This is a genomic window from Sulfitobacter alexandrii (assembly GCF_001886735.1).
Classification (GTDB): domain Bacteria; phylum Pseudomonadota; class Alphaproteobacteria; order Rhodobacterales; family Rhodobacteraceae; genus Sulfitobacter; species Sulfitobacter alexandrii.
Genome location: NZ_CP018076.1, coordinates 2,990,327 through 3,003,233, shown reverse-complemented (window position 1 = coordinate 3,003,233; position 12,907 = coordinate 2,990,327). Strand labels below are relative to the sequence as shown.

Annotated in this window: 15 protein-coding genes and 2 pseudogenes; 3 read left to right on the top strand and 14 right to left on the bottom strand. The window is 67.8% G+C overall.

The genetic code is table 11. From position 1 onward, the window contains the following. Positions 1–6 precede the first annotated feature (6 nt). Positions 7–495, bottom strand: a pseudogene (locus tag BOO69_RS14740) (aconitase family protein); the annotation flags it as partial. 96 nt (positions 496–591) lie between these two features. Between BOO69_RS14740 and BOO69_RS14735 the strand changes: the two are divergent. Both BOO69_RS14735 and BOO69_RS23705 read left to right on the top strand, forming a co-directional pair. After that, a complete protein-coding gene (locus BOO69_RS14735; protein WP_071972864.1) occupies positions 592–1,176 on the top strand; it encodes a tautomerase family protein in 585 nt (194 codons plus the stop codon). After that, positions 1,163–1,798, top strand: a complete 636-nt coding sequence (locus BOO69_RS23705; RefSeq protein ID WP_418361295.1) for a TRAP transporter large permease subunit — start codon at positions 1,163–1,165, stop codon at positions 1,796–1,798. Before BOO69_RS14735 ends, BOO69_RS23705 begins: the two co-directional genes overlap by 14 nt. On the opposite strand, the pseudogene BOO69_RS14720 reads toward BOO69_RS23705, so the two are convergent. From BOO69_RS14720 to BOO69_RS14700, 5 genes and pseudogenes are all read right to left on the bottom strand, one after another. Then, positions 1,735–2,811: pseudogene (locus BOO69_RS14720) on the bottom strand (nucleotide sugar dehydrogenase); the annotation flags it as partial. The gene BOO69_RS23705 and the pseudogene BOO69_RS14720 sit on opposite strands and share 64 nt — an antisense overlap. Positions 2,812–2,949: 138 nt before the next feature. Further along, the gene (gene hmuQ / locus BOO69_RS14715; protein WP_071972862.1) at positions 2,950–3,261 is read right to left on the bottom strand and encodes a heme-degrading protein HmuQ; all 312 of its coding nucleotides are present in this window, start codon (positions 3,259–3,261) and stop codon (positions 2,950–2,952) included. A 10-nt stretch (positions 3,262–3,271) separates the two neighbouring features. Next, positions 3,272–4,084 (bottom strand): ChaN family lipoprotein, encoded by an 813-nt coding sequence (locus tag BOO69_RS14710; RefSeq protein ID WP_071972861.1) that lies wholly within the window; start codon positions 4,082–4,084, stop codon positions 3,272–3,274. A gap of 108 nt (positions 4,085–4,192) precedes the next feature. Then, positions 4,193–5,212: a Fe(3+) ABC transporter substrate-binding protein gene (locus BOO69_RS14705; protein WP_071972860.1), complete on the bottom strand. Its 1,020-nt coding sequence runs from the start codon at positions 5,210–5,212 to the stop codon at positions 4,193–4,195. Between the two features lie 172 nt (positions 5,213–5,384). Next, on the bottom strand, positions 5,385–6,530 hold the full coding sequence (locus tag BOO69_RS14700) for an alpha-D-ribose 1-methylphosphonate 5-triphosphate diphosphatase (protein WP_071972859.1): 1,146 nt from the start codon (positions 6,528–6,530) through the stop codon (positions 5,385–5,387). A gap of 55 nt (positions 6,531–6,585) precedes the next feature. Here BOO69_RS14700 and BOO69_RS14695 point away from each other — a divergent pair, with 55 nt between their 5' ends. Further along, positions 6,586–7,254, top strand: coding sequence for a DUF1045 domain-containing protein (locus BOO69_RS14695; protein WP_071972858.1), 669 nt, complete (start codon positions 6,586–6,588; stop codon positions 7,252–7,254). Here BOO69_RS14695 and phnN read toward each other — a convergent pair. From phnN to phnG, 8 genes are all read right to left on the bottom strand, one after another. Beyond that, the gene (phnN, locus tag BOO69_RS14690; RefSeq protein ID WP_071972857.1) at positions 7,236–7,781 is read right to left on the bottom strand and encodes a phosphonate metabolism protein/1,5-bisphosphokinase (PRPP-forming) PhnN; all 546 of its coding nucleotides are present in this window, start codon (positions 7,779–7,781) and stop codon (positions 7,236–7,238) included. The two genes, BOO69_RS14695 and phnN, sit on opposite strands and share 19 nt — an antisense overlap. Further along, complete coding sequence (phnL, locus tag BOO69_RS14685; protein WP_071972856.1) at positions 7,778–8,458, bottom strand: phosphonate C-P lyase system protein PhnL; 681 nt, start codon at positions 8,456–8,458, stop codon at positions 7,778–7,780. The genes phnN and phnL overlap by 4 nt, the downstream gene beginning before the upstream one ends. Before the next feature lie 34 nt (positions 8,459–8,492). After that, positions 8,493–9,263 carry a phosphonate C-P lyase system protein PhnK gene (gene phnK, locus BOO69_RS14680; protein ID WP_071972855.1) on the bottom strand — a complete coding sequence of 257 codons (771 nt, stop codon included), beginning with the start codon at positions 9,261–9,263 and terminating at the stop codon, positions 8,493–8,495. Then, positions 9,260–10,135, bottom strand: coding sequence for an alpha-D-ribose 1-methylphosphonate 5-phosphate C-P-lyase PhnJ (locus BOO69_RS14675; protein WP_071972854.1), 876 nt, complete (start codon positions 10,133–10,135; stop codon positions 9,260–9,262). Before BOO69_RS14675 ends, phnK begins: the two co-directional genes overlap by 4 nt. Before the next feature lie 70 nt (positions 10,136–10,205). Beyond that, positions 10,206–10,550, bottom strand: a complete 345-nt coding sequence (locus BOO69_RS14670) for an endonuclease domain-containing protein (protein ID WP_071972853.1) — start codon at positions 10,548–10,550, stop codon at positions 10,206–10,208. A gap of 225 nt (positions 10,551–10,775) precedes the next feature. Further along, positions 10,776–11,861: a carbon-phosphorus lyase complex subunit gene (locus BOO69_RS14665; protein ID WP_071972852.1), complete on the bottom strand. Its 1,086-nt coding sequence runs from the start codon at positions 11,859–11,861 to the stop codon at positions 10,776–10,778. Continuing rightward, on the bottom strand, positions 11,861–12,421 hold the full coding sequence (gene phnH / locus BOO69_RS14660; RefSeq protein WP_071972851.1) for a phosphonate C-P lyase system protein PhnH: 561 nt from the start codon (positions 12,419–12,421) through the stop codon (positions 11,861–11,863). The genes BOO69_RS14665 and phnH overlap by 1 nt, the downstream gene beginning before the upstream one ends. Continuing rightward, positions 12,421–12,876, bottom strand: a complete 456-nt coding sequence (phnG, locus tag BOO69_RS14655; protein ID WP_071972850.1) for a phosphonate C-P lyase system protein PhnG — start codon at positions 12,874–12,876, stop codon at positions 12,421–12,423. The genes phnH and phnG overlap by 1 nt, the downstream gene beginning before the upstream one ends. Between the last annotated feature and the right edge of the window lie 31 nt (positions 12,877–12,907).

Genomic DNA, 12,907 nt, shown 5'->3' with positions numbered 1-12,907 from the left:
GGGGGCGGGCTTCTTCTGCCAGACGGTCTGGGTGGCCAGCACATGCGCCACCTCGGTCGCGCCGATCCCGAAGGCCAGCGCGCCGAAAGCCCCGTGGGTCGAGGTATGGCTGTCGCCGCAGTTGATCTGAAGCCCCGGCAGGGTCAGCCCCTGCTCCGGCCCCACCACATGCACGATGCCCTGTCGCGGATCGCGCAGGCCGAAGATCTCCAGCCCGTGGTCCGCCGCGTTGCGTTCCAGCGTACCGATCATCCGGGCGATGTCGGGGTCGGCGATACGGTCTCGCCCCCGCGTGGGCGCGTAGTGGTCGGCCACCGCGAAGGTCAGCCTCGGCTCCGCCACCCGCTGGCCCCGTTCCGCCAGCCGGGCGAAGGCGTGATGCGATCCCTCGTGAACGAGGTGCCGATCCACCCAGAGCAGCGACGTGCCATCCTCCCGCCGGAGGATTTCATGCGCGTCCCACAGTTTGTCCAGCAGGGTGCTTGGCTTTTTCATGAAAATGCACATAAAGTTCGGAAGGTTGAAATGCAACAGAATCCACCGCCGTGGCAGCGTCCTGCCAGGCCCGATCCGCCAGCCAGAGGGGATGCCGTGCCGGTCGTCGAGATACACCTGATCGAAGGCTACCCCGCCGAGGTGAAGTCACGCCTCGCCACCGCGCTGACGCAGGCCGTGCGGGTGGTGGTCCCCGCCCCGCCCGAGGCCGTGACCGTCCTGATGCACGATCTGCCCGCCAGCGACTATTACCGCGGCGGCAGCCCCCGCAAACCCGCCGACGCCCTGCCCGACCCCGCCGAGCTCGTGCGCGCGTACCTCGCGGCGATGGAGGCGCGGGATCTCGACAAGGCCCGCGCGATGCAGGGCGATGGGTTCGTCATGGTGTTTCCCGGCACGCCGCCGATGACCCGGCTCGAAGAACTGCTCGACTGGGCCGCGCCGCGCTACCGCTTCGTCACGAAACGCTACGCGGGGTTCGACACGGCGCCCGGCCCCGAGGCGGCGGTCGTCTACGCGCGCGGCACGCTCGAGGGCGAATGGCCCGACGGAACGGCCTTCGCCGGCATCCGCTTCATCGACCGGTTCGAGGTCACGCAGGGCAGGATCACCCGGCAGGACGTGTGGAACGACATCGCCGAGACACGTGCAAGCGAAAGGACCCCCGATGGCCGAGATTGACCCGATCACCCTCGCCGTGCTGGCGGGGCGCATGGAACAGATCGCCGACGAGATGGACGCGACCCTGTTCCGGGCGGCCTTCAATCCCATCATCGCCGAGGCGCACGACGCCAGCCACGGTCTCTACCACGCCGCGACCGGCGACACGCTGGTGCAGGGCAAATCCGGCCTGCCCATCTTCTTTGATCCGGTGTGGTTCGGCATCATCGTCGTGGTGGTGACCGAAATCAGCCTGATCACGCCGCCCGTGGGACTGAACGTCTTCGTGCTCAAGGGGGTTGTCGGCGACGTGTCGACCGGCACGATCTTCCGGGGCGTCACGCCGTTCTGGATGGTCGATATCCTGCGGCTGATCCTCCTGCTGGCCTTCCCGGCGCTGGTGCTGTTCCTGCGGCGACTTGCTGCTGGCCGGGCTCGTGCCGGGGCTGCTTCTTGCGGGCCTCTACGTGGACGCCGCGCCCGGGCGTGTCAGCTCAGGCCGAAGATGTCCCGTGTGAAAACCTTGTCCCCCACATCCGACAGGTCATCGGAAGCGCGGTTGGCGACGATCACGTCGCTTTGCCGCTTGAAGCTTTCCAGATCGCGGATCACGGCGCAATTGAGAAAGGTCTCCTGGTCGTAGGCGGGTTCGAAGATCACCACCTTGACCCCCTCTGCAAGGATGCGGCGGATCACCCCCTGCACGGAGCTCTGGCGGAAGTTGTCCGAGCCGGCCTTCATCACCAGCCGGTGTATGCCGACGACCTGCGGGTTGCGCGCCAGCACACGCTCGGCGATGAAATCCTTGCGAGTGCGGTTGGCGTCGACGACGGCGCGCATCAGGTTCTGCGGCACCGCCGAGAAGTTGGCGAGCAGCTGCTTGGTGTCCTTGGGCAGGCAGTAGCCGCCGTAGCCGAAGGAGGGGTTGTTGTAGTGGGTGCCGATGCGCGGATCGAGCCCGACGCCCTCGATGATCTCGCGGGCGTTCATGTTCTCGGCCAGCGCGTAGCTGTCCAGTTCGTTGAAGAAGGCCACGCGCAGCGCAAGGTAGGTGTTGGCGAACAGCTTGATCGATTCCGCTTCGGAGGGGCCGGTGTAAAGCACGGGCACGTCTTCCGACAGCGCCCCGTCGACAAGCAGTTTGGCAAACACCTTCGCCTCGTCGCGGCGCGAGCCGATCACGATGCGCGAGGGGTAGAGGTTGTCGTGCAGCGCCTGCCCCTCGCGCAGGAATTCGGGGCAGAAGATGATGTTCTCGGTGCCGAACAGCTTGCGCACCCGGTCGGTGAACCCCACGGGAACGGTCGATTTCACCACGATCGTCGCGTCGGGGTTGGTGTCGGTCGCCAGCTTGATGACCGCCTCGACGGAGGAGGTGTTGAAGAAGTTGGTTTCCGGGTCGTAGTCCGTCGGCGTGGCGATCACGATGAACCTTGCATCGCGGCAGGCGGCGGCGCCGTCGGTCGTCGCCTCGAGGTTCAGGGTCTTGGTCGCCAGCCAGTGTTCCAGTTCGACGTCCTCGATCGGTGAGGTGCGGGCGTTCAGTTGCGCCACACGGTCGGTCGACAGGTCCACGGCCGTGACGGTGTTGTGCTGGGCCAGCAGGACCGCGTTCGACAGCCCCACGTATCCAATTCCGAAAACAGCGATCTTCATCAAATTATCTTTCAGCCAATAACGCGCAACCTAGTCACACATTAGGCTGCCGCTGGCAATATCCGGCGGCCCGCGTCACCGGGCATCGGTGTCATTTTGCCCGCGGTCCGCCCGCGAAAGACGCAATCCGCGGGCAGGTCAGGCGATGTGCTGGATGGTCGAGAACCCTTCGAACACCGGTGTGCCTTCGTGCAGCTTGGCGGTGCCGCCGGCGCCCTTGTGCGATGCGCGGAACGCCTCGCTGCGGGTCCAGGCGCGAAAGGCCTCCTCAGAGCGCCAGACGGTATGGGAGGCGAACAGCACCTTGCCGTCCTGCTCCGGCCCGCGCAGCATGTGGAATTCGACGAAACCCTCCATCTCCTTGAGGTGGCTGTCGCGCCCCAGCCAGAGCGCCTCGAACGCCTCGGCGTTTTCCAGCGGCACGGTGAAGCGGTTCATGGCGATGTACATGGCGGTTCCTTCAGTTTGCGAACGCGGTGCAGGGGTCTGGCCGGTCAGCGGGGTCGGTGACGATGGTGGTGTCGAAGCGGGGGTCGGTGTCGGGCGCGGGGCGTTCCGCGAAACCGACGGCGTGGACCACGGTGTCGGGTGCGGCCCGTGCGATCAGCGCGGGCATGCCCCAGTCCTTTCGCGCGTGCCCCGTGCCCGCGATCACGACCACCGGTGCGCCGTAGGTGGCAAGTGCTTCGAGCGTGACGGCGGAGAAATGCGCGTCCCGCAGACGTTGCGCCTCGACCATGCCGGCCATCAGGTGCATCGGCATCGCCTCGCAGTGGGCGGCGAATTGCAGGGCGGCGCGGGTTTCCTGTTCCTCGGGGGGCAGTGGCGTGTCGAGTCCGAAGCGCCCGGCGTCGGGGCCGAACACCGTCGCGGCGCCGGTGTCGAATGCGGCCCGGACCCGATCACGGGGCAGGGCGGCGCCCACGACCGGCGTTTCGCCGAGGGCGGCAAAGACCGGGCGGTAGAGCGGGAAGTCGGGCCAGCCCGACGCGGCCCAGCCGATCCGGTCCGCCAGCCCGTCCAGATCCGCTCGGTCGTCCGCGTTGACCTGCGCGGCCTGCCCGGGTGTCAGCATCTCGAACACCACGACTTTGGGCGCGATCTCCGCGATCAGACGGGCCTGTCCGGCGTGATGGTCCGCGTTGTCGTGCACTTCGCCGAGGATGACGATGTCGGCGGCCTGCATCCGCGCGATTCCGCCGGCATCGGTGTCCGCCGGGGCGGGTGCCGGAATGGCCAAGAGGGCCGCGAGGAATACAGGGATGAGGCGCATGTCCGACCCTCGTTGTCTGAGCGCGATGTCGGAAGACTGCCCGCCGCAGGCGGGACAGTCCAGAGGGCGCGATGCCGCATCCGGGCCGGGCCGGATGCGGCGGGAGGCTTACTTCCAGCCGACTTCGTTGAAGATCTTCTGCGCGGTGGGCAGGTTCTTGGCCACGGCGCTGAGATCCACGTCATCGGCCTTGAACTCGCCCAGCTTGCCGACGCTCTCGCTCAACGCGACGCCCGGAACGGCGGGGTATTCGTCATTCCCGGCCGAGAAGTACTGCTGCGCCTGATCCGAGGCGAGGTATTCGAGAAAGGCGATGGCGTTTTCGCGGTTTGGCGCGTTTGCCGCCACGCCGCCGCCGGACAGGTTCATGTGCGCGCCTTCGGCGTCCTGTGCCGGAAAGATCCAGCCGATCTGGTCGATCTCGTCCGACAGGCCGTCGACGTCGGTGCGCAGGGCGCGGGCGAAGTAGTAGCTGTTGGCGACAGCGATGTCGCATTCGCCCGAGACGAGGGCACGCAGCTGGTCGGTATCGCCGCCCTCGGGATCACGGGCGAAGTTCGCGACCACGCCGGCCGCCCATTCACGTGCCGCTTCCTCGCCGTGATTTTCGATGATGGCGGAAAGCAGGGTCTGACCGTAGACGTTGGTGGACGACCGGTGGCAGACCATGCCCTTGTACTTGGGGTCAGCCAGCGACAGGTAGTCCATCGGCGGCTCGCTCACCTCGTCCTTGTCGTAGAAGATGATCCGCGCGCGCTGGGAAAAACCGAACCACTGGTTGTCGTTGTCCTGAAGGTTGGAGGGAATCCGCTCTTCCAGAACGTCGCTGTCGATGGATTGCAGCACGCCGGCGTCCTTGGCCCGTTGCAGGCGCGAGGTATCGACCGTGAGCAGGATGTCGGCGGGGGAATTGGCGCCTTCGGCCTGCATCCGCGCGATCAGTTCGTCCGCGTTGCCTTCGATCCGGTTGATGGTGATGCCGGTCTGTTCCGTGAAGTCGGAGTAGAGCCGTTCATCCGTGTCGTAGTGGCGGGACGAATAGAGGTTCACATCCCCTTCAGCGACGGCCGCGCCGGCGACCATTGCCGCCGTCAGGGCGATGGGGGTGAAACGTGCGGTTTTGGGCATCGAAATCTCCTGCCGATTAATTCCTACTTTTTTGATCAGATAACACAAGTCGCGGCGGATGCAATAATGCTTATTGAAATAGTCGGAAATTCGCCCTCGGAAGCGTCTTGGTTTGCCGGGTGGCGTGCGGGCCGGATGCGGCGGCGGCCGATTGCAGGGACGGCAGGGGCAGTCAGGACACCCGGACGCCCCGGACCCAGACGGATTTGACGACCGGGTAACGCTCAAGCGTCGTGAACCGCACGATGTCGGCGCGTTTGCCCAGTGTCAGCGCGCCGCGGTCCTGCAGCCCGACATGGGCCGCCGGGGTCGCGGTGACGGTCGCAATCGCACGGGGCAGGTCGCCCCAGAGTTCATCGAGGATCAGCGCGCCCTGCATCAGGGCTGCCGGAACGTAGTCCGATGACAGGATGTCCAGCCGGTCGGCCTCGGCCAGCGTGCGGGCGGCCACGTTGCCCGAGTGCGACCCGCCACGCACGAGGTTCGGCGCGCCCATGATCGTGGCGATGCCGTGGTCGTGGCAGGTCTCCGCCGCTTCGAGGGTGGTGGGAAATTCGGCGATGCTGACGCCCTGCGCGTGACTCTTGTCCACCTGGCCGGTCGTCGTGTCGTCGTGGCTGGCCAGTGTCGCGCCGTAGCGGTGCGCGGCGGCGACCGCCGCTGCCTCGTGGGCATCGCCCAGCCGGGCCTGCAACCCGTAGAGGAAATCGCGGTAGGCGTCGAAGCCTTCGGCGGACATGCCGTGCTTGCCACAGACGTAGTCGCGGAACTTGTCGAGGTCGCGGAACTGGCGCTGGCCGGGCGTATGGTCCATCAGCGACACGATCCCGATCTTGTCGGCGGGGCCGAACTCCGCCATTTCCTCGACCAGCGTTTCCGAGCAGATCTCGGCCCTGAGGTGGATGTGGTGGCTGATCTTGAGCACGCCGGCGGCGCGCATGCCGAGGATCTCGTCCGCCATCTGGCGGGCGTACTTGCCGTACCGCCGGTTGCCGTCGGAGATGATGGACCCGACCCGGATCGCGTCGAACACGGTGGTGATGCCGGTGCCCGCCAGCTCGCGGTCGTGGGCGAGGATGGCGGCGCGATGGGGCCAGTCCACCTTGGGGCGGGGGGCCATGTGCCGTTCGAGGTTGTCGGTATGCAATTCGATCAGGCCGGGGCAGAGGTAATCACCCGCGCAGTCCATGGCCCCGGGCACGGCGCTGGACCCGTGGGAGATATCGGCGATCCATCCGTCCCTTGTCACCAGCGTGCCGCGCACCACTTCGGTCGGCAGGACGATGCGGGCATTCGTGAAAACGGTCTCTTGTGTCATAGCAACGTCATATCCGGATGGCACGGCTCGCCGTACAGGTGAAAAGGATGGGTTCATGTTCAAACGGTATGCGGTCTATTACACGCCCCGCGGCGCGCTGGCGGACAGGGGCGCCGCATGGCTCGGGTGGGACATCGCCTCGGGCCGGAGCGTGGACCAGCCCGACCTGCCGGGCGAAGATTTGGCCACCCTCACGGCAACGCCGCGCAAGTACGGGTTCCATGCCACGATCAAGCCGCCCTTCACCCTCGCGGCCGGCACCGACGTGGCGGATCTGTCCCAGGCGGTGGCCCGGTTCTGCGCGCAGTTCGCGCCGGTCACGCTGGACGGTTTGCAGGTCAGCACTCTGGGCCGGTTCTTGGCGCTGACGCCCACGGGCGACCAGCAGGCGCTGAACGACCTCGCCAGCGAGGCCGTGATGCAGCTGGACGGCTATCGCGCGCCCGCCACGGCCGAGGAACTGGCGCGACGCCGGGCCAGCCCCCTGTCGCCCGAGCAGGAGCGCAACCTGCGTGACTGGGGCTATCCCCACGTGCTGGACCTGTTCCGGTTTCACATGACGCTGACGGGACGGGTGGCGCGGCCCGACACGGTGCGCCCCGTGGCCACCGCGCATTTCGAGGACTGCCTGCCGGCGCCCTTCGTGCTGGATGGCCTGACGCTCGTCGGGGAACGGCACGACGGGATGTTCGAAACCCTCCAAGACTACGCCCTCACCGGGTAGAGCGCGGCAAGCGCGCGGGTGACCGTATCTTCCAGCAGGCCCGAGTTGTCGATCGACACGACATCGATGCCGGGGGGCAGCGCGACGTCCGCCCGTGCCAGCCGCGACCCGATCTGGGCGGGCGTCTCGCGCCGGCGGGCGTGAAGCCGTGTTTCCAGAACCTCGGGATCGGCGGTGAGCGACAGGACGGTCAGGCGCGGAAACCGGCGATGGGCCTCGGCCAGGACGGACCGCGAGAGGTTGGCCAGCACGTCGCGGCCCTGCGCCGTCAGCGCGGTGGTCCCGGCCGGAATCCCGTAGCGCAGCCCGTGGGCCTGCCAGTGAAGCACGAAATCGCCCTGCGCGCGGCGGCGTTCGAAACCCGCGTCGTCCTCGGGTTCGAACACCTCGCCCCCGGCGCCGGGGGGCCGGGTGATGACCCGGCGCACCGCGACCAGCGCGGGCACGCGCGCCACCATCCCGGCCATCACGGAATCCTTGCCGACCCCGGACGGCCCCACCACGGCGATGAACCGGCCCTCCGTCACGACAGCCCCGGGGTGAAGCGGGTCACGTCCACCTCGCGGTCGCAGACCCTGGCGCGCGCCGCCTCGTCGTGGAAGATGCCGACGATGGCCGCGCCGCGGGCCTTGGCCTCTTCGATCAGCGCGAGGACGGTTTCCCGGTTGGCCGCATCAAGGCTCGCCGTCGGTTCGTCCAGCAGAAGCACGGGAAAGGCATGGGCAAAGCCGCGGGCGATGTTCACGCGCTGCTGCTCGCCCCCCGAAAAGGTCGTGGGGCTCAGCCGCCAGAGCCGTTGGGGTATGTTCAGCCGGGCCAGAAGGTCGCCCGCGCGGGCACGCGCCGCCCCGGTGTCATGCCCGGTCCGCAGCAGCGGTTCCGCCACCACGTCGAGCGTCGGCACCCGCGGCACGACCCGCAGGAACTGGCTGACGTAGCCGAGGGTGTCGCGGCGCAGGGCGAGAATGTCGCGCGGCGCCGCCCGCGCCACGTCCACCTCGCCGATCCGGATGCTGCCGGAGGCGGCGAGGTAGTTGCCGTAGAGCATGCGCATCAGCGTCGACTTTCCCGCGCCGGATGCGCCGATCAGCCCGACACATTCCCCGGCGGCAACCGAAAGGGCCGCGTTCTCCATCACCGGGATGACGGTGCCGCCCTGGTTGTGGAGCGTGAAGGACTTGCAGAGATTTTCGACGTGAATCATGGAAACAGCCTGTTCTTTGGAAAAGGGGTGCCGGTCATACCTGAAGCACGGAAGACACCAGCAGCTGCGTATAGCCGTGCTGCGGGTCGTCCAGCACCTGATCGGTGAGCCCGGTTTCGACGACGTGACCGTCCTTCATCACCATCAGCCGATCGGCAAGCAGCCGGACCACGGCAAGATCGTGGGTCACGATGATCGCGCTGAGACCCATCTCGCGCACAAGGCCACGCAGGAGGTCGAGCAGCCGGGCCTGCACGCTCACGTCCAGTCCGCCGGTCGGTTCGTCCATGAACACCAGCCGGGGCCCGGTGACGAGGTTGCGGGCGATCTGGAGGCGCTGCTGCATGCCGCCCGAAAAGGCGCTGGGCCGGTCGTCGATCCGGTCTTCGGCAATCTCCACACGCCCCAGCCAGTCGGCCGCGTTGGCCCGGATGTCGCCGTAGTGCCGTGCCCCGACGGCCATCAGCCGCTCGCCCACGTTGCCCCCGGCGCTGACGTTCATCCGCAACCCGTCGCGCGCGTGCTGATGCACGAAGGCCCAGTCGGTGCGCCCCAGCATCCGCCGCTCCGGTTCGGTCATGGTGACGGTATCGCGCAGGTCCCCGGCACGGGTGTCGAAACGCACCGCGCCACGGTCGGGGGCCTGGTGCCCGGCCAGGCAGTTGAGCAGCGTGGACTTGCCCGATCCGCTTTCCCCGACGATCCCCATCACCTCGCCGGGGTAGAGATCGAAGGAGACATCGCGGCAGCCGATCCGGCGACCGTAGCTTTTCGACAGGGAATCGACCTGGAGCAGGGGGGTCATGCCGCGTCCTCCTTCGGGGACGATCCTTTTGCGCCGACGTGGCCCGCCGCGCGCCGCGACCCGCAGTAATCCGTGTCCGAACACATGAAGAGCCGTCCGCCGCTGTCGTCGACGATCAACTCGTCGAGATAGCTGTCCACGGCCCCGCAGAGGTCGCAGGCATGATCCGCCTTGCTCGCCTCGAAGGGGAAATCCTCGAAATCGAGGCTGGTCACGCGGGTGTGGGGCGGCAGGGCATAGATCCGCTGCTCGCGTCCCGCACCGAAGAGCTGGATCGCGTCCATGGTCAGCTTCGGATTGTCGAACTTGGGGATCGGCGAGGGATCCATCACGTAGCGGTCCTCGACACGGACCGGATAGGCGTAGGACGTCGCGATCGCGCCGTGCTGGCTGATGTCCTCGTAGAGCTTGACGTGCATCAATCCGTATTCCTCGAGGCTGTGCATCTTGCGGGTCTCGACCTCGGACGGCTCCAGGAACCGGAGCGGTTCGGGGATGGGCACCTGGTAGACGAGGACCTGGTCCTCGCGCAGCGGGACTTCGGGGATCCGGTGGCGGGTCTGGATCACCGTGGCCTCCGCGGTCCGTTCGGTCGCGGCGACACCCGCCGTCCGTTCGAAGAACCGCCGGATGGACACGGCGTTGGTTGTGTCGTCGGCGCCCTGGTCGATGACCTTGAGCGTATCGCCGGGGACCAGTACGGCCGCGGTGACCTGCACCCCTCCGGTGCCCCAGCCGTAGGGCATCGGCATTTCCCGGCTCGCGAACGGCACCTGGTATCCCGGGATCGCGAGGCCCTTGAGGATGGCGCGCCGGATCATGCGCTTGGTCTGTTCGTCGAGGTAGGCGAAATTGTAGGCAGCGTCGGTCATGGCACGCGCGGCTCCTTTCCACTGGGGGTCGTCTCTTGAGGTGCGGCAATCGCGCAGAAGCAAGACCCGGTCAGATCCTGCGCCCGCCGATGGCCCCGATCTCTGCCAGGACGCGATCCAGGTCGGACGTGACCCGTTCGCGCGACAGGCGCAGGACGCCATATCCCGACGCCTGCAGGCCGGCATCCCGGCGCGCCAGCAGCACCGCATGCTGCCCCGGTCCGGTGATCTCGATCACGAGGCGTGCCGCGGGACAGAAGAAGTCGACGACCAGCCCGGCGATGGGGGCCTTGCGACGGAACTTGAGACCCGCCACCTGACGGTTGCGCAACGCCTGCCACAGGACGTCTTCCGCCCGCGTCATCCAGCGCCGTTGCGCCCGGGCCTTGCGGATATGAGCGGGTTTTCCGGACATGGCGCGAGCTTGCCGTCGGCTTGATGAACGACGCGTTAATCCTGCATGCCAAATCTGCCCGCGGACGGCGCCCCCTCACCCCCAACCCCCTCTCCCCTTGGGGAGAGGGGGCTCGCCGTCGTTCCGGACGCACCGCGTGGAGATGATACCGTCCGCGAATCTCCGGGCGGATCTCCCCTCTCCCCGAGGGGAGAGGGGCCGGGGGCGAGGGGGGCTTTGCGCAGGTCATTCCGCGGCATCCTTCCCGGCGCCGGTGGCGTCGCGCCGCAGCTTCCTGATCAGTTCCAGCTCGGACTGGAAGTCCACGTAGTGCGGCAGCTTTATGTGCTCCAGAAAGCCGGTTGCCTGTATGTTGTCGGAGTGGCTGAGGACGAATTCCTCGTCCTGGGTCGGGGCTCCCGTGTCGTCTTCGCCCAGTTCCTTCCAGCGCAGCGCGCGGTCCACCAGCGCCATCGAGATCGCCCTGCGTTCGGACATGCCGAAGGCGAGGCCGTAACCGCGGGTGAACTGGGGCGGTTCGGTCTTCGATCCCTTGAACTGGTTCACCGTCTCGCATTCCGTGATCTCGATCTCGGCGACCTCGACGGTGAAGCCCAGTTCCGGCAGTTCCATTTCCACGGCCAGCGTGCCGATGCGCAGTTCCGCGACGAAAGCGTGGTTCCGGGCGTAGCCGCGCTGGGTGGAATAGGCCATGCCGAGGATGAAGCCTTCGTCGCCGCGCGCCAGCGCCTGCAGGCGCAAGGACCGTTCAGCGGGAAGTTCCAGCGGCGTGCGGGTCAGGTCCGCCGGCTCCGCCGATCCCGCGGGTTCGTCCTGGACGAGATTTTCCCGGTCGAGAAACCCCATGATGTGGGGCACGGATGCCGGATCCGCCGTCTTGCGCGGCGCGGGGGGCGGCGCGCCCTCTGCGGCCAGCGTGAAATCGAGCAGGCGGTGCGTGTAATCGAACGTGGGCCCCAGCAGCTGTCCTCCGGGGGCGTCCTTGAAGGTGGCCGAGACCCGGCGGTCGCAGTGCATGCTGCCGGTGTCCATGCCGCGGGTCGCGCCGAAGCGGGGCAGGGTCGTGCGGTAGGCCCGGATCAGGAAGATGGCTTCGATCAGGTCGCCGCGCGACTGCTTGATCGCCAGCGCCGCGAGGTCCGGATCGAAGAGCGATCCCTCCGCCATCACCCGGTTCACCGCCAGTTTCAGCTGCTCGCGGATCTGCGCGACGGAGAGTTCGGCCACCTGCGGGTCTCCGCGGCGCTCCTCGGCGAGCCAGGCGTGCGCGTTGTCGATGGCGTGTTCGCCTCCCTTGACGGCGACGTACATCAGGAAACCCTCGTGCTGCGGGGCAGCGCGGCGATATGCGGCCCGGCGGTGAAGAAGAAGTCGTTGCCCAGCGGAAACAGGGCGGCGTTCCGCGCGAACCTTTCCGTTTCCGGCAGGGACAGGCGCGCGGTGTCACGTATCCCGGGGCCGCGGAGGGTGGCGCCCTCGGGGGCGAGCGCGGGCAGCTCCACGATCAGCGTGGTGGAGCGGTCGGGATATTCCGGCGTGCCGAGGGGGAAGGTCTGCGGGGCCAGCGCGTCCCATGTTCCCAGCGCGAAGGCGGCGCCGTCCGGGTCGGCAAGGGGGGCCCCGGTGTGGAAGGTGATCCAGTCGCGGATCGCCTGGCTGTCGTGACCCGGCGGAAGATGGACCGGCGTGTCAGGGTCGCAGAGCGTCAGCAGCAGCGTCCCCGCCGCGACGGAGAGCGGCGCGGGCGGCACGGCGCCCCCGATGGACGCGATCTCGCCGGGGCGGGCCATCACCTGCATGATGGTGCGAAACGCGGTCGCAGCCTCGATGGGGGCGTCGGCGAAACCGCCGGTCAGGGCCTGGGTCTGCATCAGTCCTCCCCCCGCGCCATGGTGAAGAAATCGACCTTGGTCGCGGCGGCCTTGGCGGCGCGCGCCGTCCGGCGTTCGCGGGCGGCGGCGGCCAGCGGGTCCAGCACCTTCTCGCGGATGTCGGCCGCGGCGCCGGTCTGCATCGCGGCGTCCAGCAAGGCCGCACGCAGCGCCTTGGTCCGGTCGCGGCCCTGCACGTAGGCGTGGCCGTCCTCACCGGTCGAGAGGCGCACCGAACAGCGCGTCACCGTGACTTCGCCGAGGTTGAAGGCGGCGCCGACGGCACCCGCCCGTCCCCGGACCATGACGCTGCCGATCTCGGGCGCGCGCAGCACCTGGTGGTCGAAGCCCCGGTCGAGCCTGCGCCAGGCGCTGTCCAGTTCGGTCGGGTCGCATTTGGCAAGCAGGCTCATCCAGCCTTGCCGATCCGTGGTCCGGTCTTGTGTCGCGGTCATCTAGACACCTTGTGGATTTGTCTAACTTGCT